This is a genomic window from Bradyrhizobium sp. G127, from assembly GCF_021502575.1.
In the GTDB taxonomy this organism is placed as follows: Bacteria; Pseudomonadota; Alphaproteobacteria; order Rhizobiales; family Xanthobacteraceae; genus Afipia.
In genome coordinates this window covers 950322-971816 of the sequence record NZ_JAKFGN010000001.1, presented here as the reverse complement: position 1 = coordinate 971816, position 21495 = coordinate 950322, and the positions used below count along the sequence as shown (strand labels likewise).

Here is a 21495-nt window from a genome sequence, read left to right as displayed (position 1 = left end):
TACGGACACTTTGAGGAGATGGACATGAGTGAAGCATCTGTCGTTATCGAAACGCTTCTGGCGCGAAATCTCCTCGAGGTGTTCGGCGAGCACGATCCGGCAAAACGCCGAGCCGTGATCGGCGAGTTGTTCACCGAGGACTTCACCTTCACCGATCCTCATGGCCGCAACTCCGGCCATGAGGCGCTCGATGAAGCTGTCACCGCCCTGCACAAACTGCTGCCCGGTTACGTCTTCAAGACTCGCGCTCCTCCTCAAACGCTGGAAGACGCCGGCCGCCTTGCCTGGGCCTTCGGACCTCCCGAAGACCCGGAAAGGGTCACCGGCCTCGACGTGATCGCCGTTCGCGGCGGCCGGATCGCCGCGCTCTACACATTTCTCGACCATCCTCCCGCGTGAGATTCGCGGGGAGCAGACCCTCCCAAACCCACCAACGCAAGGAAGACTCCAATGACCAAGGTTCTCGTTCTTTATTATTCCGCTTACGGACACATCGAGGCGATGGCGAATGCCGTCGCGGAAGGCGCACGTGAAGCCGGCGCCACCGTCGACATCAAGCGCGTGCCTGAACTCGTGCCGCCGGACGTCGCGAAGGCGTCCTACTACAAAGTCAATCAGGCCGCGCCCGTCGCCAAGATCGAGGATCTTGCGAACTACGATGCGATCGTTGTCGGCACCGGCACACGGTTCGGCCGCATCGCCTCGCAGATGGCAAACTTCCTTGATCAGGCAGGCGGCCTGTGGGCGAAGGGCGCACTGCACGGCAAGGTCGGCGGTGCATTCACCGCCAGCGCCACACAGCACGGCGGCCAGGAAACCACACTGTTCTCGATCATCACCAACCTGCTGCATTTCGGCATGGTCGTGGTCGGCCTGAACTACGGCTTTGCGGGACAGATGGGCGTCAAGGAAGTGACCGGCGGTTCGCCTTATGGCGCAACCACCATCACCGACGGCGACGGCAGCCGCCAGCCGAGCGCGAACGAACTCGCCGCGGCCCGCTATCAGGGCAAAACCATCGCAGAGACTGCAAAAAAGCTGCATGGCTGACAGGAAAATTGACGGCAGCACAATCAATGCTGCCGTCAATTTTATAAACTGACCGATCCCTGCGATATGATCGATACCGGCGTGGCGGATTGTTTTATCTTCCTTGAAAACATCTGCGACTAATGGCGGTCGCGCAAATGCCACGACAACAAACTAAAGTTCGCGGGCCGGGTTTGTTGAGTTCTTTCCAGTGAGGGAGAAATTCCGATGCCGACCATTAAAGTTAAAGACGGTACCGAAATCTTTTACAAGGATTGGGGCTCCGGGCAGCCCATCGTTTTCAGTCACGGCTGGCCTCTCTCGGCGGACGATTGGGACACGCAGATGCTTTTCTTTTTGGGAAAAGGCTTCCGCGTCATCGCCCATGACCGGCGCGGTCACGGCCGATCCTCACAGACGGCGGACGGTCACGACATGGACCACTACGCAGATGATCTGGCTGCGCTGACCGCGCACCTCGATCTGAAGAACGCAGTGCATGTGGGCCACTCGACCGGCGGCGGCGAGGTGGTGCATTACATCGCACGTCATGGCGAAAGCCGGGTAGCGAAGGCCGCGATCATTGCCGCCGTTCCGCCGCTGATGGTCAAGACAGCTTCCAATCCCGGCGGTTTGCCGAAAGACGTGTTCGACGGACTGCAGGCACAGGTCGCGACCAATCGCGCCCAGTTCTATCGCGACCTTCCGGCTGGACCGTTCTATGGTTACAATCGGCCCGGTGCGAAGCCCTCGGAAGGCATCATCCAGAACTGGTGGCGTCAGGGCATGATGGGCGGTGCCAAGGCGCACTATGACGGCATCGTCGCCTTCTCGCAGACCGACTTCACCGATGACCTCAAGAAGATCACGGTGCCGGTTCTGGTGATGCATGGCGATGACGACCAGATCGTACCTTATGCCGATTCAGGACCGCTGAGCGCCAAGCTGCTGAAAAACGGCACGCTGAAAACTTACAAGGGTTTTCCGCATGGCATGCCCACGACGGAAGCCGAAACCATCAACGCTGACCTGCTGGCCTTCATCAAGAGCTGAGGCTCGTTTCAACGCCACATACCAAAAGGCCCGCTCGATGAGCGGGCCTTTTTCTTTTTTCGCAGTACTATGGTTACGAAGCCTTCTGCAAGGCACTCACGTCATTGACCGGCTTCTTTAGATGAACGTGGGTATCGACATGATCGATCCACGCCACCGGCACAAAATGATGCTGCCCGTCAGGCGAACTGCTTTTGGTCAGCTTGATCTTGTCCGTGCCTTCCATGTGATCGACCTGCCCGACCGTCTTGCCGGTGGAATCGATAACGTCCATGTGTTCCCTGATTTTCGACACGTCTGCCATTTTTGGCCTCCTTTGTGATGAGCCCTGACAACGACGCAACGCGCCGGAGGTTTCGGTGCTGCAAGTGGAACCTCTGGACTGCCGCGCGGTTGTCGAGCGGCATCAAACCCCGGAGATTGAAAAATGGATAAGGATCGAATCACAGGCGCCGCCAAGGATGCCGCAGGTAAAGTTGAAGGCGCGTTCGGCCGCGCCACAGGCGATGCTTCCACGGAAGCCTCCGGCCGCGCCCGGGAAGCCGCCGGCACCGTGCAGAATTTGTACGGGCAGGCGAAGGACGCCGTGCGCGACATCGGCGACACTGCGGGTGATTACGCCAAGGACGCGTTCGATAAAGGCAGCGATATTTATCGTGACGGCAGCGCCGCGGTGGCGTCCACCGTTCGCGACCAGCCGCTGGGTGCGTTGCTGGTAGCAGGCGCGGTCGGCTTTGCACTCGCGTTGATGCTCAACCGGCAACCGCGCCGCCGGAACTTGCGTGATTACTATTATCGGTGAGGGATAACTCGCCGCATAGACGCGGTCCGGAAGGAAGGTCTATTTGCCGAGGTGTCGCCGCACGGCGGCAACGGCGGGGCCGACTTCCTGGATCGCGGCGGCGAGATCGTCCGGCGAGACGTTGAGCTTGGTGGCCCAGTATTTAGTCTGGGCGTCATCCGTCGTGTCGATTACAGGTGCAGGCCGCGCACCGGTATTCGACGACAGCACGGAGGCGACTGTCACAAGACGGAGCATTCTTCAAAATACCACGGATGTGCCGGGCTCGCACGCTGCGGTGTGTCGCAACGTTAATGAAGATGAAATTTAGTCAAACGGATGCACTACCGGTTATTTGGCATTCTCGGGGACAAAATTGCTATAGTTACTTCAGAAACCCGCGCCATCAGGGCGCATCGCATGGTTCCGAGGCGACAGTGGCCCAGCCCTTCATCGTTTCCATTCCGCACAAGCTCGGCAAGGACGAAGCAACCCGGCGGCTGAAGGCGGGACTCGGCAGCATTCGTTCAGAGTATGGAAAGATTCTCCAGGTGCATGAGGAAATCTGGAGCGGCGATCGCCTCGCATTCCAACTGACGGCATTGAAGCAGCGGGTCAGCGGAACGATCAATGTGGCGGAAGATAACGTCAAGCTCGAGGTCATGCTGCCCTGGCTGCTCGCCGGACTGGCTCATGGCGTGCAGGCGACCATTCGCGCCCGCGCGACGCGCATGCTTGAAAAGAAATAACGCGCGCTATTTGTTGTAGTGGCTCGAAATCCGGCACCACTGCAGAATTTCGTTCGCACGTAATTTAGCAGGACCCGCCGCTTAACCGTTATTGGCCGTCAGCTTCAGCCACGTGGTGTGAACGTTATTCTTGACCTGTCCCCACTCGCTGGCGGCAACGTCCCAGTTCACAATTTGGCGCGATGCACTTGCCGATGCACCGCTTGCGACGCTCGAGGTGGCCATCGAATCGTGGATGTAGACGACGCCGATCGTCAGCAGGCAGCCCAGCACCATTCCCAGAAAAGTTCGCATGTGATCGTCCTCCGACCCATGCAACGTGTCAGGGAACAAGGAGTTCCACCCGGAAAGGCGAACCCATGAATATCTGGGGGAAGATGGTGGTGGAAGCAGTCACCCGCGAACCGGTCTCCAACGCAGTTCCCTGCGAACAGGGAAAAATACAGGGAATTCTGCAATTCCAGGGCACCAATAGCCAGTTCCATAGCGAGAACCCTCTGCGCTGCAGCGACTTCTCCCGCAATTCCCTACGCAACTTATCAGGCAAGATTTTCGGAGAATAGGGAATTTTCAAGCCGAAACAGGGAATTTTACCTGCAAATAAGTAAGCGTCCATTTCTCGCACACTTGTTCCTAGCATCGCGGAAGCGATCTGTTCTCACCAGCAATTTGCAGGTGAGGAGGACAAGATGTCGAAGGGTTTTCATCCGCGTGAGCGCTATGGCGAAGCATTCTGGCGGGCGCATCATGAGGCGTGGTGTCGTAGTGAGTTGAATCAACGTGAGTATTGCGCGGCTCAAGGCATTCCGCTCAAGACGTTCGGCAACTGGCGGGCGAAGTTCAAGGCCGAGCCCCGGCTGCCCGAACCGAAGCTGCTCTACCGGCGGCGCCACTTAAGTCATGGACTAAGTCATACCCTTAGTCATGGTCTTAGTCATGACTTACCAGTGTCGGTCCCCGTCATTCCACCCGCACGTGAAGGTCGTCGTCGGAAGTTCAGCGAGGCCGACAAACGGCAAATCCTCGCGGAGGCGATACGACCAGACGCGCGCTTCTCCGACGTTGCCCGGCACTATGGGATCGCGGAGCGCGTGCTGTTTCGATGGAAGCAGGAGATGACAGTTGGTGGTGAGCCAATGTTCGTGGCCGTGCAGATCACTGACGCGGTGCTGAGCGACAAGGAGCATGTGTCATGACGCTGCTTCCTCCGGGCGTAAAGGTGCATCTGGCCTTCGGCTTCATCGATATGCGCAAGGGCCTCGCCAGTCCCGGTCTTCTCGCTCATGTCCTGGTCGCCAAGTACTGCGATCACCTTCCGCTTTACAGGCAGAGCCAAATCTTCGCCCGGCACGGCGTCGAGATCGACCGCTCGACCCTGGCGAACTGGGTGGGCGGCGCCTGCTGGTGGCTGGAGCCGCTGCAGGCAAAGCTTGCCGAGCACGCCTTCGCCTCGCAAAAACTGTTCGCCGACGATACGCCAATCCCGGTGCTCGATCCCGGCGGCGGTCGCACCAAGACCGGCAGGCTCTGGGTTTACGCCCGCGATGACCGTCCCTGGAGCGGAGTTGATCCACCGGCGGCGATCTACTTCTACAGTCCCGATCGCAAGGCCAAACGTCCAGCTTCTCATCTGGCACAATTCAGAGGGGTTGTTCAGGTCGACGGTTATCCCGGCTTCGACCGGCTCCGCGTCGGCGGCAATATACAGCTCGCCGCGTGTTGGGTCCATACGCGGCGCAAGTTCTATGAGGTCCATCAGGCGACCGGCTCTCCCATTGCGGCTGAAGCGCTAAGGAGCATCGCCGAACTCTATGCGATCAAGACAACCATCCGTGGCGAGAGCGCCGGTACACGCAAGGGCGTGCGACGAGCCCGGTCACTGCCACTGGTCGAGGCGATGAAGCTATGGTTCGAGACGAAGCTGCTACACATCCCGCCGCGCAGCGGCCTCGCCGATGCGATCCGTTATGCGTTGACCCGTTGGAGCGATCTTGGCCGGTTCATCGATGACGGGCGTATCGAACTCGACACCAACACCGTCGAGCGCGCCATCCGTCCCGTTGCGCTGGGACGCAAGAACCATCTGTTCGCGGGCTCGGACGGCGGCGGTGCGCGATGGGCAACCGTCTGTTCACTCATCACCACTGCAAAGCTCAACAACGTCGAGCCGTTTGGCTATCTAAAGGACATCCTGCAACGCATGATCGACGGCCATCCCGCCAGCCGTCTCGACGAGACGCTGCCATGGAATTGGCAACCTATCAAAGGCAAAGCCTAGGCCTTGTGTAAGAAATGGACGCTTACACTTAATTCAACGACGGTAGGGGCGCGGTGCGTTATCAGCACCGGCAACGCCATTGTTGCATTTCTAATGGCTTTTCTCAGTAACCGAGTTTCATGAGGCTCTCGCCGGGGCCGGCGGCAGCCTCTCCTCTCGATCGAGCACATCGAGCGTGCCGCTGTTTGCACAGAATTCCTGATAGGTCCGAGCCGCCGTTCCGGCACGAAGTTCGTCCTGACATATCGCGGTGTTCAGACACGCAGCACATACGCGTTCCATGTCGCGCATGACGGCCGGTTCGGTGCGGGCGATTGCCGAATTATCGATTCCAAGAGCGCTGAGCAGTCTGCAAAGATTGTCGGCCTTGCCGCGCCGTTTGCCGGCCAGCCTCGCAAAATCGGTCGGGGAGAGGCGAAGATCACTTGCGATCGAGGAAAACTCTCCCGGCGGCAGGTGAGAAAGCTCTCCGATGTCGCGGCGATGTGCGAGCCATGCGGTGAGACTATCGATCACGCGGCCGAGGATCGGGCTTGAACGGGATACCATGGTGCGCTCCGTCTGTTTGAACGCGATCACGATAGCTGGTGCGAGAGTATCGTCTTTGCGCCATCGCAACTTGCCGTAGCTTTAATGCAAGCTAGCAAACCCGAGCAAGGCTTTGACGTCGGCTGCTATCATCAACGGCGTCCACGGCGGGTCGAACGTTATGACGACATCGACCGACCGGACCCCAGGCACGCGCGATGCGCAGTTGGCGACGCCATCCTTGAGAAAGCTGACGGCCGGGCATCCCGGCGTGGTGGCCGTCATCACGATATGCGCGAGGCCGTCGGTGACCATGATTGTGTAGACAAGTCCGAGGTCGACGATATTGTGCCCGAGTTCGGGGTCGATGACAGTCCGGAGCGCTTCCCCGATCAGTTCAACGAGGTCATCGTCATTCATGCCGGCGCCCGGACAGTGAGTTCGTAGGCCGATCCGTCCGACGTGAAACCGCCGAGCCATTGGAAGCCCCGCTTTTCCAGATGCGGAAACAGGAAGACCGGCTCGCGGCGAAGCAGCGCAGCGAGCGTCTCCCCGGGAAGGAGCTGTTCGGCGGCGCTGAGGATCCGCACCATCGGTTCAGGAGGATCGAGGTTCCGGTTGTCGAGCCGCACGACCGGTTCCGGCCAAGTATCCGAAACTTGCGATGGCGGCGGAGATTCGGCGAGCGCTATCCCCGCTGGCGTGAACAGGACCTCCCACTCGCCACCGTCGAGTTCTCTCTCCGAGTGGACGAAGCCCCTGTCGGCCATGACGCTGAACAGCGGGATGGGCTTGAAGGTCGCGTAGAGGCGCAATCCATTGTCGGGTTGAAGATTATCCAGGGCAGCCATAATCGCCGAAAACGGCTCACCGCCCGCGCGCAGGATGGGACGGACGTCAACGTCGATGTAATGGGTCATGACTGTTTCTTTCGGCATGGTTCAGGTCGAGAATACAAAAGTCGCGGAAAGCTCGTTCCGCTCGGCAGACGGAGCGGCTCGACTACATCCCTTAGGCGACGCGTCCGGACGAGTTGCCGCACAATGCCGGCAGTCGCCACCGTCATCGCGAGGACAGCGAGACGGAAAGCAGACGGCTGGCCGGCCAGCAAACCGCCGGTCGCTATCCAGACGGATATGAAATAGCCCGCGAACCACTTGGCAGCGCGCCGCTCGGCAACAAGATCCTGCACGCGGGGCGTCGGCACGCGCCCCATCGCAGGGCCATAGGTTTCGAGCCAGGTGAGAAAAGCGACGATCTTGTAGAGCTTGGCGAGGACGAGCCCCGAAAGCCAACCGAAGGCGATTAGGAACGTGAAGGCTCCGACATGCGCCGAGAACGAGCCGGTGGCTACCAGTTCGATCCCGAGCAATGCCGCTGCGGCCAGACTAACGAAACCGTAGGCCGCCATGCGAGTATTCAGCTCGAGTTGTCGTCGTTTGCGGTTGCGGTAGAGCCCCGCGATGTCGCGGCCGTAGAGAGAGAGTGTTGCGAGGCTCAGAACAGCGGTCGCCAGAAGCACGACGTCAAGTCCGGTTTCCATCGCGATGGCGAGAAGTCCGCCGGTCACGACAAAGCTGATCGTCACCGCACCGGCAAGGAGCGTAATGCGACTTTGGTGCCCCTCGATATCAGGCGACAGCATGAACATCGATAATAGGCGATAGCTGACGCCCATGGCGGTAAGCGTCAGCCAGCCGCCCAAACCGGAGATCGCATGAAGCGGGACACCCGATTCCAGAATCGTCCCGAACGCGGCACCGCCATACCCAGCCAGCGACCATGCAAACACGCTGCCTAGCAACGCTGTCGCACACAGCGAAGCGAGTCCGATGAGCACGAAGTGTGCCGGGCCCATGGGAGGACGGGCCCGCCACACCGTCAACACAAGGTCGATCGTCATGAGACCGAATCCGGCGATCAGCAAAGTCGCGCCAAGCGGAAGCAACCAGAGCCACGCCGACAGGCGCCCGCCGAGTGCGAGAAAGCCCGCTAGTAGCGCAATCAGACCGGCCGTGAGCAATGCGAAGGTGGGCAGCTCCCAACGCTCGGAAAACAAGGGTTTCGCTACCAGGACCGGCACGAACTGGAATAACGCCCCGCACATCGCCATGCTGAGCCAGCCGACGCAGATCATGTGGACTATCACCAGCGTATCGGGCGATGCGACGTCGACAGCAGGATAGCCAAAGCCAGCGACCATGAGGATCTCGGCTGCCAACAACCATACGATCGCAGCCGCAAAGTAGCTCATCGCCCATTTTGAAAGGTTGCCGCCGATCATGATGGAGCCATAGTCGCCATTACGAGACCTCCAATTGTCTCCCTCAAAATAGTCAGGAGCGATCCGGTTTCTTTGTCCCGACGCAAACCAGAAGCGTGATCGTGGTCGGTTCGCCGACCAACGTCGATCAGGCGAAGGCCGTGCCTCAAACGGGCAAGGCCAAGCAGGTATTCGCCACGCTTTTCGACAAGCTCGAAACCCATGGCAACTATCCCCATCCCATAGTGTGGCAAGCAGCGCCGCCGCTTCGGGGAGCATCCCCAAACTGCGCTTCGCGGCTTTCCGGTCCGCTCATGCGTTGTCCTCGTGAGTGGACACGAACTTCACGGTATCGCCCGGCACAATCTTCACAAAGGACGGCTCGAATACCATCGCCACCCCGTCAGATCCCTTGTTGAGCATCTTCACTTCGATTTCCGCAGCATGCGCGGCTCCCGCCAGCACCACGATCGCAGCGACCAGTGCCGCCTTTCAACCTTACTGTCATTTCGTCCTCGCCTTTGCGGACCGGCGACTGCCGGGCTCCGCCTTCTTCGATATCCAACCCGTCGATCCCGGACTTTGCGCCAGCGCAACCAGCCGGCGGGTTCCCGTGCCCAAGGCTCGGCCCGGTGTTGTGGCCTGCAGCGGTGGCGGTTAGTGTCCGGCGCATTGCAAGGAAAGGTGCCATGGCCTCAGTCGACCGTTCTTTGGTCGCCAGTCTCTCAATGTTCTCCGGCCTGAATCCCGGCGAACAGGAGGAGTTGCTGCGCGAGGCTCGCTCGGTCCGCTACCCGAGGGGTACCGCCGTGTTCGAGCAGGGCGCGGAAGCCGACCGCTTCTTCGTGCTGCTCCACGGCCATCTCCGCGTCGAGAAGACGACGCCGCAAGGCCAGCAGACCGTTGTTCGCTACGTGTCCGCAGGCGAACTGTTCGGCGTCGCACAGGCCATGAACCTGTCACACTACCCTGCGACGGCAGTGGCCGCGGTCGATAGCATCGCCCTCGCTTGGCCATCATCGTCTTGGCAGCGCCTGATCGCCAAATTCCCGAGCCTTTCCAGCAGCGCGCTGCAAACCGTCGGTAGCCGCCTACAGGATACCCAGACCCGCGTGATCGAAATCTCGAACGAACAGGTCGAACAGCGGATCGCGCACACGCTCCTCCGTCTTGCGAAACAAGCCGGCCGCAAGGTTGAGGCCGGGGTCGAGATCGATTTCCCGATCAGCCGTCAGGACGTCGCCGAGATGACCGGCACCACGCTGCACACGGTCAGCCGGATCCTCAGCGCTTGGGAAGGCCAGGGGCTGGTCGAAGGCGGGCGGCAGCGAATCGTCCTGCGCGACTCGCAGCGGCTCCACAGCCTTGCCGAAGGTAACAAAGACGACCGGCCCGGCACGCCCGGTCCCTGATTTCAGTATCTGGAGGCCCATGGTTGACCGACGTACCGTCGGAAGAAACATGGTGCCGTTGGTCGCGAGCCCCCATCATCAATCCGCCAGTCGACTTTCCCGAAGACATCGTGTCTGTGATCGATGACAAGACCTTTTCGGTAGCCGATTCGGAAAGCGGGCTCCGCCATTATCTCTCACGCTGAAACATTGATGCCAAATTCAAGACTATCAATCGGGAGAATCTCACCGTCGGCATGAGTCTCCTAACACATGCGAGACGCGCAGACGCGAATTTACTTGTAATGGGAGGACACGCTCACGGATTTGAACGAACGCTCATGTTCGGTAGCGCGACGATAGATATCTTCGGTGCGAATCTCAAAATTCCAGTGTTCTTGTCGCATTAGACGCGAGCGACGACCGTCAGAGCGTTCCAATGACGCATTCAAGCCTGACGGTGAAGGCCCACGGCAAGTGCAGCGATTTCTAGTGAGACATAAATACTGCGATCTGCTTTTGTTCGATCATTTCGATCGTCATGGAGCCAAATACAGGATGCCCGCTACGATGGCGGGTATATGCGCCGAGAATGGTCAGATCCGCATCGAAATTCGAAGCGGCGGCAAGCAACGTTAAGCTCTCCGATTCTTGTTCAATGGGAACAACCATGCTCTTCGCGAAGATTCCGTGACATTTTAAATAGTCAACGACATCTTCTCCAGAGGGTTGGACGTCGTAGTTGCCGACTGTGACTACGAGAGTGTCTGCGCTTCGCAGAAGAATAGGGATCGCAAATGCGATGGCGCGGGCACTCTCTAATGACCCATTCCAGGCAATTATACTTCGTTGGCCAACTCGCGTAATCGTTCTTGGTACGAGCAGAACAGGCCGAGATGTCTCCCGCAGCGCGGTCTGGATAGAAATGTTTGGCCAGTCGAATTCGTGTGAATTTGGATGCGTGAATACGGTTAGATCGGAGACGCGACCATGCTGAGCAATTAAGTCGGCTTCGATCCCTTGCAATTCTAGAAACTTTGCCGACAGCCCCTCAGTCGCTATGTCACCGGGCCAGTTGATGCGATGGGATGCGCAGCAATTCCGAAACAGCGTGCGGGCGCGCTCCACCTCCGTTTCATCTGTGAACCCATTCTCGCGTTCGACAGAGCCCGCAAGTTTGGTCCGATTGGTCGATGGATTGCCGTTTGCCATCTTGGCGTAAAGCGCCACGATCTGAGCTCCGAACTCGCGACCGAGGTGGAGCGCAGCATCAATTGCTTCTGCGTCACTATCAACATCGGCTAACGGAACAAGAATCTTCTTAAACGACATCTTGAAGCTCTCTCCTTTTTGGCAACGCCTGGCTGTGTCCGGAGAATCAACCACAATCAGAACATCACCGGCTGGCTTCCGACGAAATTCCTGCGCGACGCTACAGAGCAGGGACTACGGCAGGAGGCCATGCCCGCGCCGCCGATGACGACCACATCAGGTTATATTTTATCTTTGCGTACAAGGGGCGTTAGCGGGGGCCGGCGACCAGAACGTCGCAGGCTGCTTCCTTGAGTACCCGTTGCGTGACGCTGCCAAGAAGGGTCGGGAGAATCACGTTGCGGCCATGCGGTCCGAGGGCCAGCAGATCGACGCGGCTGCTGCGTGAGAGACGGCCGAGGACGACGCCAGGAACGCCTTGCAGATTGCGCTTCTGTGTTTTGCTAGGGCCCGCCACTTCAAGCGCGAATCCGGCAAGATCGTGACTAGCCTTGGTGATTCTGGCCGAGCGGTATTCTTCCATCGCCGCCTGTGATGTCCCAGCGCGTAACATGACCTGCTCGACGGTTAGCGGAATATCGTCAACATGAATCAGCGTGATTTTACCATCCGGAGCCAGTTTATGCGCTTCCCTAGCGGCAGCTGCCGATTGAGGCGAGAAATCAACCGCGACAGCTACTTGTATATAAGGCTTTACTGGCTGGCGCCTGACCACAAGAACCGGCGTGGGCGCCGTCCTGATCACCCGGTCAGCTGTCGAGCCTAGAATCTTCTCCTTCAACGATTGTGTTTTGCCCGGCCCGATTACGATCAGACCTGCGGAAATCTCACGCGCCACTCGAGTAATGACTTCGTGTGGCGATCCAAATTCAACGCGGCAGACGCTACGCCGAGTGCGCCCGGTTTCGCTCAATAAAGCCTCAAGCCTCGTGAGCATTTGCTGTTTAAGTTCATCCTGCAGATCGGTTTCGCTGCGACCCGATACGCCGGCAACATAGGACAACGTCTCCCTTTCGATGACATGGAGCAGCACGAGCTGGGCAGCATGTGTCACAGCCAACTGGACCGCTCGGGCCAGCACCGCATCGCTTCGAATCTCCAGATCGAGAGCGGCCAGAATCATCTTCATCTTTGAGGCACTCCCGAAATCATAATCATCATACTCCTCCATCACAGCTTTATGTGGTCATCGGGACCGTTCTCGGAACTGCCGATGCACCGACGAAAATGCTGTTGACTGCCCGAACGATAATTGAAGCAATGATAAGCTAGCAGACGAAATAAGTCAGACGTTATCCAGGCTCAACATTTTACGTTTGATCATCGTAGGAAAGAGCTTCCGTATAGCGGCCCCAATCGGTCACGGCGTGCAGCGGCTGGCTGGCCGCGTCCGGCGTCACGTGATCCTCGACCTCGATCGAAAAGCATGCGCGAAGGCTCGGCCGATTCACTGAACGGCCGTGCTATCGCAGCGCCCGCAGCGCATTGAGGATGACAACAACGTCGATCGCTTCCTGCATAAGCGCACCCTGCACGGGCGGTAGATAGCCGAATGCCGCGACCACCATGCCGGAGACGGATAGGCCCAGCCCGACGAATACGCTTTGCAGCGCAATGCCACGAGTCCGCCGCGCAATATCGAGCGCTCTGGCGAGCGGCAGCAGCTGATCGACAAGCAGAACCACGCCCGCGGCCTCCGAAGAAGCAGCCGCGCCTCGCGCGCCCATCGCCACCCCGACATCGGCTGCGGCCAGAGCCGGCGCATCGTTGACGCCGTCACCCACCATCATCACTTGGCGCGTTGCTGCTTCACGTCGAACGGCAGCGACTTTACCTTCGGGCGTCAAATCTCCCTGGATTTCGTCGACGCCGAGGGATTGGCCCACCGCCTGCGCAATGTGATCCATATCGCCGGAAGCCAGCACGATCCGTTCGATTCCGGCCGCCCTCAGCGCATCGAGCGTGGAGCGCGCATCCTCCCGCAATTGGTCCTGAAGCAGGATGACGCCCGCGACCACGCCATCCACCGCAACCGCAACCGACATCACGCCAGGGGGCGGGTCGAGTCCGCCAACCATTTGGCCGTCGCCACTGCTGCGGTTGCGCACATAGGTATCGCCGCCGATCGCAACACGTCGACCGCCGACCGTACCCTCGATCCCCTTGCCGGGAACTTCCGTGATATCGGAGGGCGGCAAGAGCGTCAGCCCCGCCTCAGTGGCCGCCTGGATGAGCGTCGTCGCCACGACGTGCGCCGATGCCTGATCTAAACTTGCGGCCAGCCCGAGCACGTCGTTATCGGAAAAGCCATAGCGCGTCCTGATTTCCGTGATCGCGGGGCGTCCCTCAGTGAGCGTCCCGGTTTTATCAAGAATAGCCGTCTGCACGCGGGCCAGCGCTTCCAGCGCTGCGCCGTCTTTGACCAACGCCCCGGATTTCGCGGCTCGCGACATGCCGGAGATAATCGCCACGGGAACGGCGAGGATCAAAGGGCAAGGCGTCGCCACCACCAGCACGGCCAAAGCGCGGATCGGATCGTTGCTAACGGCCCAGGCGATGGCGGCGATGGATACGGTCAGCACCAGAAAGCCAATGGCATAGCGGTCGGCCAAGCGCGCCATCGGCGATTTGCTCGCCTGAGCCGCCTCGACGAGGCGGACAATTCGCGCATAGGTGCTTTCGGAGGCTGGCCTGCTCGCGATTAGATCGAAGGGCGCGCCGACAAGGGTGGACCCGCTCAGCACCTCGCCACCGCGCGTGAGACTTTTGGGTATTGATTCTCCGGTTAAGGCCGAGAGGTCAAGCACAGCTACGCCGTCGACGATGTGACCATCCACCGGTAGAACCTCGCCCTGCCGAATGAGCAGGCGGTCTCCTTGCCGGATCGTCACGATCGGAACTTCTTCAAGGGCATGATCGCGATAGCGCATCGCAGTGAACGCGACGCGACCGAGAAGCGCTGTCATTTCGCGCCGTGCCTGTCCTTCGGCAAAACTCTCCAGCAATTGGCCGCCAGCATACATCAACGCTACGACATTGCCGGCAAGAGTTTCCCCGAAAACAAGCGCCGCCGACATGGAAAGCGCCGCAACGACGTCGAGCCCAATATCGCCCCGGCGCAGCGATCCGATAATCTGCACGAACAATGCGAGCAGAACGGGAATCGTCCCAAGCGCCCAAGTGAGATGGGACCGATCAGCATCGCCATGCCACCAGAACCAGCCGCCCACCGCCAGGCCAAGCAGCGCGACGAAAACCAGCAGACGGGAGCCGTAGCGCCGATAGCCGACGCGGCGCACTGCAGATTCAACTCTATCGAAGACGGTCAATGTCGAGCATTCTTATGATCATGCACATTCTCAAATATGCATGCCAGCGCCTGGCATGCCGATACTGCTATGATCCTGACCACCAACTGTTCCATGTTGAGCGCAATTTTTTCGAGCATTCTGAACCTGCCTGAGGTTTCCAGACCGAGCTGCCTCGAGCCGATCGCAAGTGCTTTAATGCTGAAGCGCCTCTACTGCGTAATCAGATTCGCCCCTTTTCAACCCCTCACGCAAACGAAAGGTATCCGAGACCCAGCCGAAAACGCCACCCTGCATCTTTACCATTTTGATTGCCGCATCGTGGTTGCCCACATCGGTCGCGCCGACGCTGTCCTTGAGCAACAGGCACCAATATCCGAGATCGTTAGCCTGCCGCATGATCGTGTGCACGCAGACATCGGTCGTGATACCGCGAAGAATGAGATGGGTCACACCAAGATTCTGCAGTGACCTGACCTGGGTTTCTTGGACCAAGCTTTGTGAGAAAGTCAGCTTGGAAAGGAGCTTTGGTATGCCGAAGAAGAGGTTCAGCGCGGAGCAGATCGTGGTGTTGCTCCGTCAGATCGAAGTGTTGATGTCGCAGGGTAAGGGTGCGCCAGTGACGTACCGGGAAGCCGGGATTTCGCAACAGAGTTATTATCGCTGGCGAAAGGAATACGGTGGCCTTGAGCTCGATCAGGCGAAGCGGATGAAGGACCTGGAGCGGGAGAATGTCCGCCTCAAGCGTCTCGTCGCCGATCTGTCGCTTGAGAAGCAGGTGCTCAAGGACGTTGCCTCGGGAAACTTATAAGCCCTGAGCGGCGCCGGCAGGCGGTAGAGGGCATTCGAGGGAAGTATGGTATCTCCGAACGCCATGCCTGCCGGATCGTCAGCCAGCCTCGCGGGACACAGCGATACACCAGCATCGTTCGGGCCGATGAAGATGCGCTGACGAGAGCGATTGTCTCTCTAGCATCGCAATACGGACGATATGGCTATCGCCGGATCACATCTCTGCTGGTCGACGCAGGCTGGCAAGTGGGTTGTGATCGAGTTCAGCGAATCTGGCGCCGTGAGGGGCTGAAGGTACCCAGGAAGCAGCGACCGCGCGGCCGGCTGTGGCTCAACGACGGATCCTGCATCCGGTTGCGACCGCAGCATCGCAATCATGTTTGGAGCTACGATTTTGTGGAAGCGCAAACCCACGATGGGCGCAAACTCCGGTTGATGACTTTGATCGACGAGTTCACGCGGGAATGCCTGGCGATCAGGGTGGCCCGTCGCATCAACAGCTTTGGCTTTGGCGTTATCGAGACCATGGCCGACGTGATGATCGAGCGCGGTGTGCCGGAACACGTGCGTTCTGACAACGGCGCGGAGATGACGGCAAAGATTGTGCGCAGCTGGTTTGCAAAGCTGGGATCGAAGACGCTCTACATAGCGCCCGGCAGCCCATGGGAGAATGGCTACTGCGAGTCCTTCAACGGGAAACTGCGCGATGAATGCCTGAACGGCGAAATATTCTTCAGTCTGAAGGAGGCTACCGTCGTCCTCGAGCAATGGCGCAAGCACTACAACGCGATCAGACCGCACTCTTCCCTGAATTATCGACCACCGGCGCCCCAAACATCAGCCCCACCGACGCATCTGGATCGGAGCGCAGCAATGCAGTAATCTCTATCCCGCTGCTCCAAAATATCCGTCAGGTCAACCAGACGATCCGTATGGGCCCGAGACGATAGGTCTTACGAAGGTGCAGGACCTTCTCGACGATCTCCGGAGACGTGCCATTGGCGGGATTCTTCGGCGCTGTTTTGCAGTTCTCGAGGCCTGCCAGGCCGTGCTGCCGAAAAGCCGTCCGCCAGCGATAGAAGCTGGCTCTGCCGACGCCAAAATACCGACACGCCTTGCCGACATCACCAATCTTGTCAGCGTGTTGGAGCACCCGCAGCTTGTGGTCCACATCGCGCCTGAATTTGTACATCCTGATCATCCTTCCTGCCGTTGAGGCTTAGGTTAAAGGATGTCTCGCAAGTCCGTACATTCCTACAAGCTTTGAAGATACCTACTAGGCGAAAGAAGGCAGCGTTTCAGCGTACTTCTTCAAGTCATTCTTTCTGATCTTGCCGTTCGGAGCAATTGGAAGCTGTGGCATCACGATTATCTTCTGAGGTTTTTTGTACCGAGCGAGGTGCTCATCCAGCAACGCAAACAGTGCGTCTATCTCTATATGGCAGCCGGGAACCGGCTCAACAAAGGCGATAATTTCCTCATTACCTTCGATTGACCGCCCAACGACGGCAGAATTCAAAACTGCTGGATGCGTATTGAGCGCCGCCTCAATCTCCGGAGGATAAACGTTGAAGCCTGAACGAATGATCAATTCTTTAGTGCGCCCCTGCACTACCAGCTCTTGCTTTGAATTAACGCTCACAACATCGCCAGTATTCAAGTATCCATCCTTATCAATTACCGCCTCCGTAAGCTCTGGCTGACGGAAATAGCCAAGCATCACGTTAGGTCCACGCACATGCAGCTCACCCGGAGAGCCATCCATAATCTCGCAGCCATCGGACCCAACAACCTTGATCTCAACTCCAGGAATTGGAGTACCTATGTTGACCTCATTGCTTCCCATCTCATACAGAGTGCGGCTAATAGTAGGCGACGTCTCAGTTAGGCCATAACCGTTGTGAAGTACCACGCCGAGCACCCGCTCGACATTTTGGCGAAGCGATAGATCGAGCGGCGCCGTCCCAGTGTAGGCGTACCGCAACCGATTTGGCATGAGTTGAAGATCAGTTTGGTCAGCATGAGCAACGAGGCGGGCAAATAAAGCTGGCACGGCTGCGAAAAATGTCAGCGTACCATTTTGAATGACTTCGATTGTCTGCGCGAGAGAAAAGCGCGACATAATTCGCGAATGGCCTCCCGCAAAGAGCAGTCCTTGCATCAGAGCAAGCCCGTACGAATGCGAGATGGGCATGAGGCATAACGAAACATCATCCGCGAAAATGGTCTTCGTTACTTTTCCACGGCAGGCAACAAATGCAAGATTACGATGGCTCAGCATCACCCCCTTGGGGCGGCCTGTCGTTCCCGTTGTGTAGATCAGCGTAGCAACCTGCTTTGCGGGATCACCTTCAACCTTTTCGGCCATGGTTCCCGCATCGAGGCTTCCAACTTTCACCCTACCGATCTCGTCAAATAGCTCCAGAGTTGCGCCATGGCGCCGTGCGTGAGCGTCCGCTTCCGAAGAAATGATGTGGGTGTAGAATACACGGCGGGGACTGCTGTCTTCCTTGATTAAATCAATCTCGCGTGAGCTGAGACGAGCGCTAGTCATCACGCTCCACGCGTCCAATCGACTTGCAGCGTACATCAGGACAATTGCGGCGATCGAATTCTCACAAACCACCATAACACGGTCGCCAGGACGAACACCCAATTCTGCCATTTTCCCAGCAACATCGGCAACAGTGTCGATCAGACGCCGATAGCTCCACTCCGCACCATTTTCATCAGTGAATGCAATTCGGGACGCCCCCTCCTTTGCACCCTCCTCCAATATCATGTGGATTCTAGGTGGCAAATTCGACAATAGATCCGGAATCATCGATCATCTTTCTCCACAATGTATATCTTTGGGAACATTCTCAAGAACACAACAACCGCTCAGTACACGGAGCCAAATGTTATCTTGCGACACTGGTTGATCACACCCAAGAAGATGCTGGACTACTGATACTACCAATCTGGTAGTTCCATTTTTTTGCCATGTCAAGAATGGAGATTTGACAGGTATCCTCAGTTGCCGTGCGTCGTTCAGCGGGCTGAATCAGCGTAAGAGATGGAAGGCCGCACGGAACATCGTGTTCGGAGAATATTTCTGATCCGCCCATTCCGGCACTCGCGCGACGTAATGCTGCGTGGGCACGCGCATGGTCATAAGCTCTTTCGCCGAGGATTGATTCACCGCGATGGTGACGTCGAAATCTGCCTTAGTCGTTTGCATCCTGATTACATCACCGACAATCTGGATAGTCTCGGCGGCGTCAGGTGATGTGGTGTGACCGATAAGCACGTGACTGGTCGAAACATCGACAATGAGCTTCATGAAAATGCGACTTGTGTTGCCTACATCGTCGCCATGATCGGCTTGAAATTGGTTTTGTAGATACCGGCGCGAATGAACTGCGCGCCGGCTTCCGCTTCGGTCAGCCCTACCGTGCAGACCTAAAGCTGGGAAATGCCACAGTCAACATATCGTTGTGGTCGATCCGTCGTGAGTGATAGCCGAATACGCGCTTGGCTCTCACGGATCGCAACGAGCGTAAGATTGATGCGATGGGTTACGTCAGCACGACATTGATATGTGACAAGTATATCTAGAACTAATTCCTGACTGATATCTCACCATTGAGGGAATGAGCGCGACGCCATGACCTGACGGATATTTTGGACCAGCGGGATAGAGACTTCTCTAATTGGCCAATCGAGGTCAAACACTTTCAAGCCTTTCCCACCAATCCGACGTAAAATGTAACTCGCAGGAGCCGCGCTTCTCTTCGGGATCGGCATTCTGAACCCCACGGAGGGAGGATGCCATGAAGCGGAAGCGGTTTTCGGAGGAGCAGATTGCCTTTGCGCTGAGGCAGGCTGACAGCGGCACGACGATCGAGGAGATCTGCCGCAAGATGGGGGTCTCAGAGCCGACGTTCTACCGGTGGAAGAAAGTTTACGCCGGCATGGGCGTCGCCGAGATCCGTCGGCTGAAACAGCTTGAAGACGAGAACGCGAAGCTGAAGCGGGTGGTGGCGGATCATCTTGCGATCGGCATCGACGACGTTGCAGGCCCGACGTTCTGAGAGGCCCAATGCGGCCTGCAGATGCGCGACACCTTCGCGCTTGGCGGCGAGGGCCCTACCATTTTTTACCAGAAGCTCGCGGAGTGCGGCTGCATCCAGCATCTGCTCCGCCAAAATTTTCTTCAGCTTGGCATTCTTGTCCTCGTGCCGCTTCAGTCGCTTGGCCTCGGTAACATCCATGCCACCATATTTGGCTTCCAATAATAGCGTCGCCTCCGAGACGCCGTGCTTGCGCGGCGAGATCCGCTGTCTTCGCGCGCGCCTCGTGTTCTCGCAAAACCTCGATAATCTGCTCTTCCGTAAACTTGGCTCGCTTTTGTCCACCCTTCACAAGGCCGGACTCTAACTCTCCGTGGAGGAAATCGACAGTGGCAGGTCAGTCTGAACAGAATCTCCGCATCGGTGGCCGAGCCTCGGAAGTTTCAGGAGCGCCTACCGTTTCTTGGGCAAATTTGGCTCGCCAAGCAAGCGCTGCCAATTCTCTATCGTTTGGGATAGATGGTCGCTCATCACTTGTTCGGCTTGACCGACGCGACGATTTTCGATCGCTTCAAGAATCTTGCAATGATCTTCATACGAGCGACGTCCTCGCCCTTGATCCGTAAAGTAGACGCGCCGCCGCTGTCGGGACATTTCATAAAAGGATTTTACAACACGAAGCAGAATGTCGTTTTTGGTCGCAATAAAAATCCCAAGGTGAAAAGCCTCATCTTCGAACTCAATCGTCTGCTTTTTTGCGATGCGCTTCGCAGTGTTTGTTAGAATCGTATGCAGATCACGAATGTTATCAGCTGTTCTGCGGCTGCAAGCCAGCCTGACAGCTTGCACTTCAAGCATACGCCGCACCTCGAATACATCGGCGATCTCATCGGCTTGGAATGGAAGTCCGGATTCGGCGTGAAGGACGAGCGCTTCGATACTACTGTCGTCGGAATTTCGAAGATATATGCCGGAGTTGGGGCGCCTTTCAACAACGCGCATCGCTTCCAAAGTTGCCAATGCCTCACGAACAGCACCACGGCTGGTGTCAAATTTCTCAGCGAAATCGCGTTCAGACGGAAGGCGCTCCGAAGGTTGGTAGCGACGTTCGCGGATGAATGAGAGAATTTTTCCCACGGCATTTGAAGGTACCATAAATTGATCAGCTCGATCGCGCTCGGTCATTGTTTTGCACTCTTTGTTGTTTGGTCCTGCAAGACACGTGGTTGCGATTATAGGGATCGCGTTCCAAGCAACCGCGAGAATGCCCAAATCTGCAATGCGTCACTTTAATCGATAAGTAGGTGTATTTGAAAGGTTGTGTTCTCGGTTAGAGGAGGATCACACTGAATAAGCCAGCGTCTACAGACGGGTGCGAGGCATTATCGACAGCAGCGTGGCCATTGAATGGAAAGTGAAATTATTCGAATCTGACGCAGTTCTGCTCGATTTTGCCCACTTCACGGATATAGTTGCGGTGCACTAAATTGGTAGGCCCGATCTGGCCCTGAACGATATTCAAGTAACGCGGCCTTCGGCGTGGCGTACAAAGTCCGTTGCCGACCCTCTTGAGGGCATATCGCAGCTCGGACCGACATGGCTCGATCTTTGTCATCGGCGCAGAATTGGGCGCTTACGCGCGGTCCCCGAATGCAGACGCATTTTATGTACGATCACTACTCGTAGCAGAATTTGAGTGCTAACGGTCTAGAGATTTTACGATCTTCTCGCTCTTTTTTTGGATAAGCGACCCAGTGGCGCGTCACCGGCTTTCTTCATCAGTATGATCAGAAAGGACGCGGTAACAAGCATGATCATCAATGCTCGGCGACCAAACAATCCCCCTATCGGTTGACGTCGAGCCCACGGCGAGCTATTTTGGTCTACCAATATGGTAGACCCATCCAACAATTGAAGTCGAGCGACTAAGTTTTGGACGCCGAGCGGGATTGAAATAGTTACCGTGACGTTTGGCTGACACTCTCCCGCGAGTGCT

Annotated in this window: 24 protein-coding genes and 4 pseudogenes; 11 read left to right on the top strand and 17 right to left on the bottom strand. The window is 57.6% G+C overall.

Annotation, left to right across the window (positions count from 1 at the left end; translation table 11 throughout):
• The first annotated feature begins 24 nt into the window (after positions 1-24).
• The 3 genes from LVY71_RS04685 (at position 25) to LVY71_RS04675 (ending at position 2082) form a co-directional block, all read left to right on the top strand.
• On the top strand, positions 25-399 hold the full coding sequence (locus LVY71_RS04685) for a nuclear transport factor 2 family protein (RefSeq protein ID WP_235098555.1): 375 nt from the start codon (positions 25-27) through the stop codon (positions 397-399).
• Positions 400-450: 51 nt separating this feature from the next.
• Positions 451-1050, top strand: coding sequence for an NAD(P)H:quinone oxidoreductase (gene wrbA / locus LVY71_RS04680; RefSeq protein ID WP_235098553.1), 600 nt, complete (start codon positions 451-453; stop codon positions 1048-1050).
• A gap of 207 nt (positions 1051-1257) precedes the next feature.
• Positions 1258-2082: an alpha/beta fold hydrolase gene (locus tag LVY71_RS04675; RefSeq protein WP_235098551.1), complete on the top strand. Its 825-nt coding sequence runs from the start codon at positions 1258-1260 to the stop codon at positions 2080-2082.
• A gap of 73 nt (positions 2083-2155) precedes the next feature.
• Here the strand turns inward: LVY71_RS04675 and LVY71_RS04670 are convergent, their stop codons facing one another.
• Positions 2156-2386: a DUF2171 domain-containing protein gene (locus LVY71_RS04670; RefSeq protein ID WP_235098550.1), complete on the bottom strand. Its 231-nt coding sequence runs from the start codon at positions 2384-2386 to the stop codon at positions 2156-2158.
• 123 nt (positions 2387-2509) lie between these two features.
• Between LVY71_RS04670 and LVY71_RS04665 the strand changes: the two genes are divergently transcribed.
• Positions 2510-2884: a CsbD family protein gene (locus LVY71_RS04665; RefSeq protein WP_235098548.1), complete on the top strand. Its 375-nt coding sequence runs from the start codon at positions 2510-2512 to the stop codon at positions 2882-2884.
• 39 nt (positions 2885-2923) lie between these two features.
• On the opposite strand, the gene LVY71_RS04660 is transcribed toward LVY71_RS04665, so the two are convergent.
• On the bottom strand, positions 2924-3121 hold the full coding sequence (locus LVY71_RS04660) for a DUF3606 domain-containing protein (RefSeq protein ID WP_235098547.1): 198 nt from the start codon (positions 3119-3121) through the stop codon (positions 2924-2926).
• A gap of 179 nt (positions 3122-3300) precedes the next feature.
• Between LVY71_RS04660 and LVY71_RS04655 the strand changes: the two genes are divergently transcribed.
• Positions 3301-3612, top strand: coding sequence for a polyhydroxyalkanoic acid system family protein (locus LVY71_RS04655; protein ID WP_235098546.1), 312 nt, complete (start codon positions 3301-3303; stop codon positions 3610-3612).
• Between the two features lie 81 nt (positions 3613-3693).
• Here LVY71_RS04655 and LVY71_RS04650 read toward each other — a convergent pair whose 3' ends face one another.
• Positions 3694-3906, bottom strand: a complete 213-nt coding sequence (locus tag LVY71_RS04650; protein WP_235098543.1) for a hypothetical protein — start codon at positions 3904-3906, stop codon at positions 3694-3696.
• A 65-nt stretch (positions 3907-3971) separates the two neighbouring features.
• On the opposite strand from LVY71_RS04650, the gene LVY71_RS04645 reads away from it, so the two are divergent.
• From LVY71_RS04645 to tnpC, 3 genes and pseudogenes are all read left to right on the top strand, one after another.
• Positions 3972-4175, top strand: a complete 204-nt coding sequence (locus LVY71_RS04645) for a hypothetical protein (protein ID WP_235098541.1) — start codon at positions 3972-3974, stop codon at positions 4173-4175.
• Between the two features lie 126 nt (positions 4176-4301).
• The gene (tnpA, locus tag LVY71_RS04640; protein WP_184086052.1) at positions 4302-4808 is read left to right on the top strand and encodes an IS66 family insertion sequence element accessory protein TnpA; all 507 of its coding nucleotides are present in this window, start codon (positions 4302-4304) and stop codon (positions 4806-4808) included.
• Between the two features lie 56 nt (positions 4809-4864).
• Positions 4865-5890, top strand: a pseudogene (tnpC, locus tag LVY71_RS04635) (IS66 family transposase); the annotation flags it as partial.
• A 117-nt stretch (positions 5891-6007) separates the two neighbouring features.
• Here the strand turns inward: tnpC and LVY71_RS04630 are convergent.
• The 5 genes from LVY71_RS04630 to LVY71_RS04610 form a co-directional block, all read right to left on the bottom strand.
• On the bottom strand, positions 6008-6439 hold the full coding sequence (locus LVY71_RS04630) for a hypothetical protein (protein ID WP_184086054.1): 432 nt from the start codon (positions 6437-6439) through the stop codon (positions 6008-6010).
• A gap of 81 nt (positions 6440-6520) precedes the next feature.
• Positions 6521-6838: a metal-sulfur cluster assembly factor gene (locus tag LVY71_RS04625; protein ID WP_184086056.1), complete on the bottom strand. Its 318-nt coding sequence runs from the start codon at positions 6836-6838 to the stop codon at positions 6521-6523.
• A complete protein-coding gene (locus LVY71_RS04620; protein WP_184086058.1) occupies positions 6835-7338 on the bottom strand; it encodes a DUF2249 domain-containing protein in 504 nt (167 codons plus the stop codon). Before LVY71_RS04620 ends, LVY71_RS04625 begins: the two co-directional genes overlap by 4 nt.
• The gene (locus tag LVY71_RS04615; RefSeq protein WP_235098540.1) at positions 7335-8702 is read right to left on the bottom strand and encodes a hypothetical protein; all 1368 of its coding nucleotides are present in this window, start codon (positions 8700-8702) and stop codon (positions 7335-7337) included. The genes LVY71_RS04620 and LVY71_RS04615 overlap by 4 nt, the downstream gene beginning before the upstream one ends.
• On the bottom strand, positions 8699-8905 hold the full coding sequence (locus LVY71_RS04610) for a hypothetical protein (protein ID WP_184086062.1): 207 nt from the start codon (positions 8903-8905) through the stop codon (positions 8699-8701). Before LVY71_RS04610 ends, LVY71_RS04615 begins: the two co-directional genes overlap by 4 nt.
• A gap of 465 nt (positions 8906-9370) precedes the next feature.
• Here LVY71_RS04610 and LVY71_RS04600 point away from each other — a divergent pair, with 465 nt between their 5' ends.
• Positions 9371-10093, top strand: coding sequence for a Crp/Fnr family transcriptional regulator (locus LVY71_RS04600; protein WP_184086064.1), 723 nt, complete (start codon positions 9371-9373; stop codon positions 10091-10093).
• Positions 10094-10561: 468 nt separating this feature from the next.
• On the opposite strand, the gene LVY71_RS04595 is transcribed toward LVY71_RS04600, so the two are convergent.
• The 4 genes and pseudogenes from LVY71_RS04595 to LVY71_RS04580 all read right to left on the bottom strand — a co-directional run.
• The gene (locus tag LVY71_RS04595; RefSeq protein ID WP_184086066.1) at positions 10562-11404 is read right to left on the bottom strand and encodes a universal stress protein; all 843 of its coding nucleotides are present in this window, start codon (positions 11402-11404) and stop codon (positions 10562-10564) included.
• 190 nt (positions 11405-11594) lie between these two features.
• Entirely contained in the window at positions 11595-12473 is an 879-nt protein-coding gene (locus LVY71_RS04590; protein ID WP_235098538.1) for a universal stress protein, read from the bottom strand.
• Between the two features lie 334 nt (positions 12474-12807).
• Entirely contained in the window at positions 12808-14673 is a 1866-nt protein-coding gene (locus LVY71_RS04585; protein WP_235098536.1) for a heavy metal translocating P-type ATPase, read from the bottom strand.
• Between the two features lie 174 nt (positions 14674-14847).
• A pseudogene (locus LVY71_RS04580) lies at positions 14848-15120 on the bottom strand (cysteine hydrolase family protein); the annotation flags it as partial.
• A 64-nt stretch (positions 15121-15184) separates the two neighbouring features.
• Between LVY71_RS04580 and LVY71_RS04575 the strand changes: the two are divergent.
• Positions 15185-16326 (top strand): IS3 family transposase gene (locus LVY71_RS04575; protein ID WP_184086070.1). Its coding sequence is split into 2 segments (ribosomal slippage): positions 15185-15449 and positions 15449-16326, totalling 1143 coding nucleotides; the frame shifts between segments, so codons are not numbered across the junction.
• A gap of 28 nt (positions 16327-16354) precedes the next feature.
• Here LVY71_RS04575 and LVY71_RS04570 read toward each other — a convergent pair.
• The 3 genes from LVY71_RS04570 to LVY71_RS04560 form a co-directional block, all read right to left on the bottom strand.
• On the bottom strand, positions 16355-16636 hold the full coding sequence (locus LVY71_RS04570) for a helix-turn-helix domain-containing protein (RefSeq protein ID WP_184086072.1): 282 nt from the start codon (positions 16634-16636) through the stop codon (positions 16355-16357).
• An 84-nt stretch (positions 16637-16720) separates the two neighbouring features.
• Positions 16721-18268: a class I adenylate-forming enzyme family protein gene (locus LVY71_RS04565; RefSeq protein WP_184086074.1), complete on the bottom strand. Its 1548-nt coding sequence runs from the start codon at positions 18266-18268 to the stop codon at positions 16721-16723.
• A gap of 222 nt (positions 18269-18490) precedes the next feature.
• Entirely contained in the window at positions 18491-18886 is a 396-nt protein-coding gene (locus LVY71_RS04560; protein ID WP_283814036.1) for an oxidoreductase dimerization domain-containing protein, read from the bottom strand.
• Positions 18887-19259: 373 nt separating this feature from the next.
• Here LVY71_RS04560 and LVY71_RS04555 point away from each other — a divergent pair.
• Positions 19260-19475 (top strand): annotated as a pseudogene (locus LVY71_RS04555) (transposase); the annotation flags it as partial.
• On the opposite strand, the pseudogene LVY71_RS23035 reads toward LVY71_RS04555, so the two are convergent.
• Both LVY71_RS23035 and LVY71_RS04545 read right to left on the bottom strand, forming a co-directional pair.
• Positions 19467-19851: pseudogene (locus tag LVY71_RS23035) on the bottom strand (transposase); the annotation flags it as partial. The pseudogenes LVY71_RS04555 and LVY71_RS23035 sit on opposite strands and share 9 nt — an antisense overlap.
• 101 nt (positions 19852-19952) lie before the next feature.
• On the bottom strand, positions 19953-20684 hold the full coding sequence (locus tag LVY71_RS04545) for a FadR/GntR family transcriptional regulator (RefSeq protein ID WP_235098532.1): 732 nt from the start codon (positions 20682-20684) through the stop codon (positions 19953-19955).
• Positions 20685-21495: the final 811 nt, after the last annotated feature.

What these genes read in the sequence shown, in the direction of transcription:
- tnpA (WP_184086052.1), top strand. Translation starts at nt 4,302, where the DNA reads ATGTCGAAGGGTTTTCATCCGCGTGAGCGCTATGGCGAAGCATTCTGG.
- LVY71_RS04615 (WP_235098540.1), bottom strand. Translation starts at nt 8,702, where the DNA reads ATGATCGGCGGCAACCTTTCAAAATGGGCGATGAGCTACTTTGCGGCT.
- LVY71_RS04630 (WP_184086054.1), bottom strand. Translation starts at nt 6,439, where the DNA reads ATGGTATCCCGTTCAAGCCCGATCCTCGGCCGCGTGATCGATAGTCTC.
- LVY71_RS04620 (WP_184086058.1), bottom strand. Translation starts at nt 7,338, where the DNA reads ATGACCCATTACATCGACGTTGACGTCCGTCCCATCCTGCGCGCGGGC.
- LVY71_RS04645 (WP_235098541.1), top strand. Translation starts at nt 3,972, where the DNA reads ATGAATATCTGGGGGAAGATGGTGGTGGAAGCAGTCACCCGCGAACCG.
- LVY71_RS04675 (WP_235098551.1), top strand. Translation starts at nt 1,258, where the DNA reads ATGCCGACCATTAAAGTTAAAGACGGTACCGAAATCTTTTACAAGGAT.
- LVY71_RS04650 (WP_235098543.1), bottom strand. Translation starts at nt 3,906, where the DNA reads ATGCGAACTTTTCTGGGAATGGTGCTGGGCTGCCTGCTGACGATCGGC.
- LVY71_RS04685 (WP_235098555.1), top strand. Translation starts at nt 25, where the DNA reads ATGAGTGAAGCATCTGTCGTTATCGAAACGCTTCTGGCGCGAAATCTC.
- LVY71_RS04660 (WP_235098547.1), bottom strand. Translation starts at nt 3,121, where the DNA reads ATGCTCCGTCTTGTGACAGTCGCCTCCGTGCTGTCGTCGAATACCGGT.
- LVY71_RS04595 (WP_184086066.1), bottom strand. Translation starts at nt 11,404, where the DNA reads ATGTCGTTTAAGAAGATTCTTGTTCCGTTAGCCGATGTTGATAGTGAC.
- LVY71_RS04610 (WP_184086062.1), bottom strand. Translation starts at nt 8,905, where the DNA reads ATGGGTTTCGAGCTTGTCGAAAAGCGTGGCGAATACCTGCTTGGCCTT.
- LVY71_RS04600 (WP_184086064.1), top strand. Translation starts at nt 9,371, where the DNA reads ATGGCCTCAGTCGACCGTTCTTTGGTCGCCAGTCTCTCAATGTTCTCC.
- LVY71_RS04665 (WP_235098548.1), top strand. Translation starts at nt 2,510, where the DNA reads ATGGATAAGGATCGAATCACAGGCGCCGCCAAGGATGCCGCAGGTAAA.
- LVY71_RS04670 (WP_235098550.1), bottom strand. Translation starts at nt 2,386, where the DNA reads ATGGCAGACGTGTCGAAAATCAGGGAACACATGGACGTTATCGATTCC.
- LVY71_RS04625 (WP_184086056.1), bottom strand. Translation starts at nt 6,838, where the DNA reads ATGAATGACGATGACCTCGTTGAACTGATCGGGGAAGCGCTCCGGACT.
- LVY71_RS04590 (WP_235098538.1), bottom strand. Translation starts at nt 12,473, where the DNA reads ATGAAGATGATTCTGGCCGCTCTCGATCTGGAGATTCGAAGCGATGCG.
- LVY71_RS04570 (WP_184086072.1), bottom strand. Translation starts at nt 16,636, where the DNA reads ATGTACAAATTCAGGCGCGATGTGGACCACAAGCTGCGGGTGCTCCAA.
- wrbA (WP_235098553.1), top strand. Translation starts at nt 451, where the DNA reads ATGACCAAGGTTCTCGTTCTTTATTATTCCGCTTACGGACACATCGAG.
- LVY71_RS04545 (WP_235098532.1), bottom strand. Translation starts at nt 20,684, where the DNA reads ATGACCGAGCGCGATCGAGCTGATCAATTTATGGTACCTTCAAATGCC.
- LVY71_RS04565 (WP_184086074.1), bottom strand. Translation starts at nt 18,268, where the DNA reads ATGATTCCGGATCTATTGTCGAATTTGCCACCTAGAATCCACATGATA.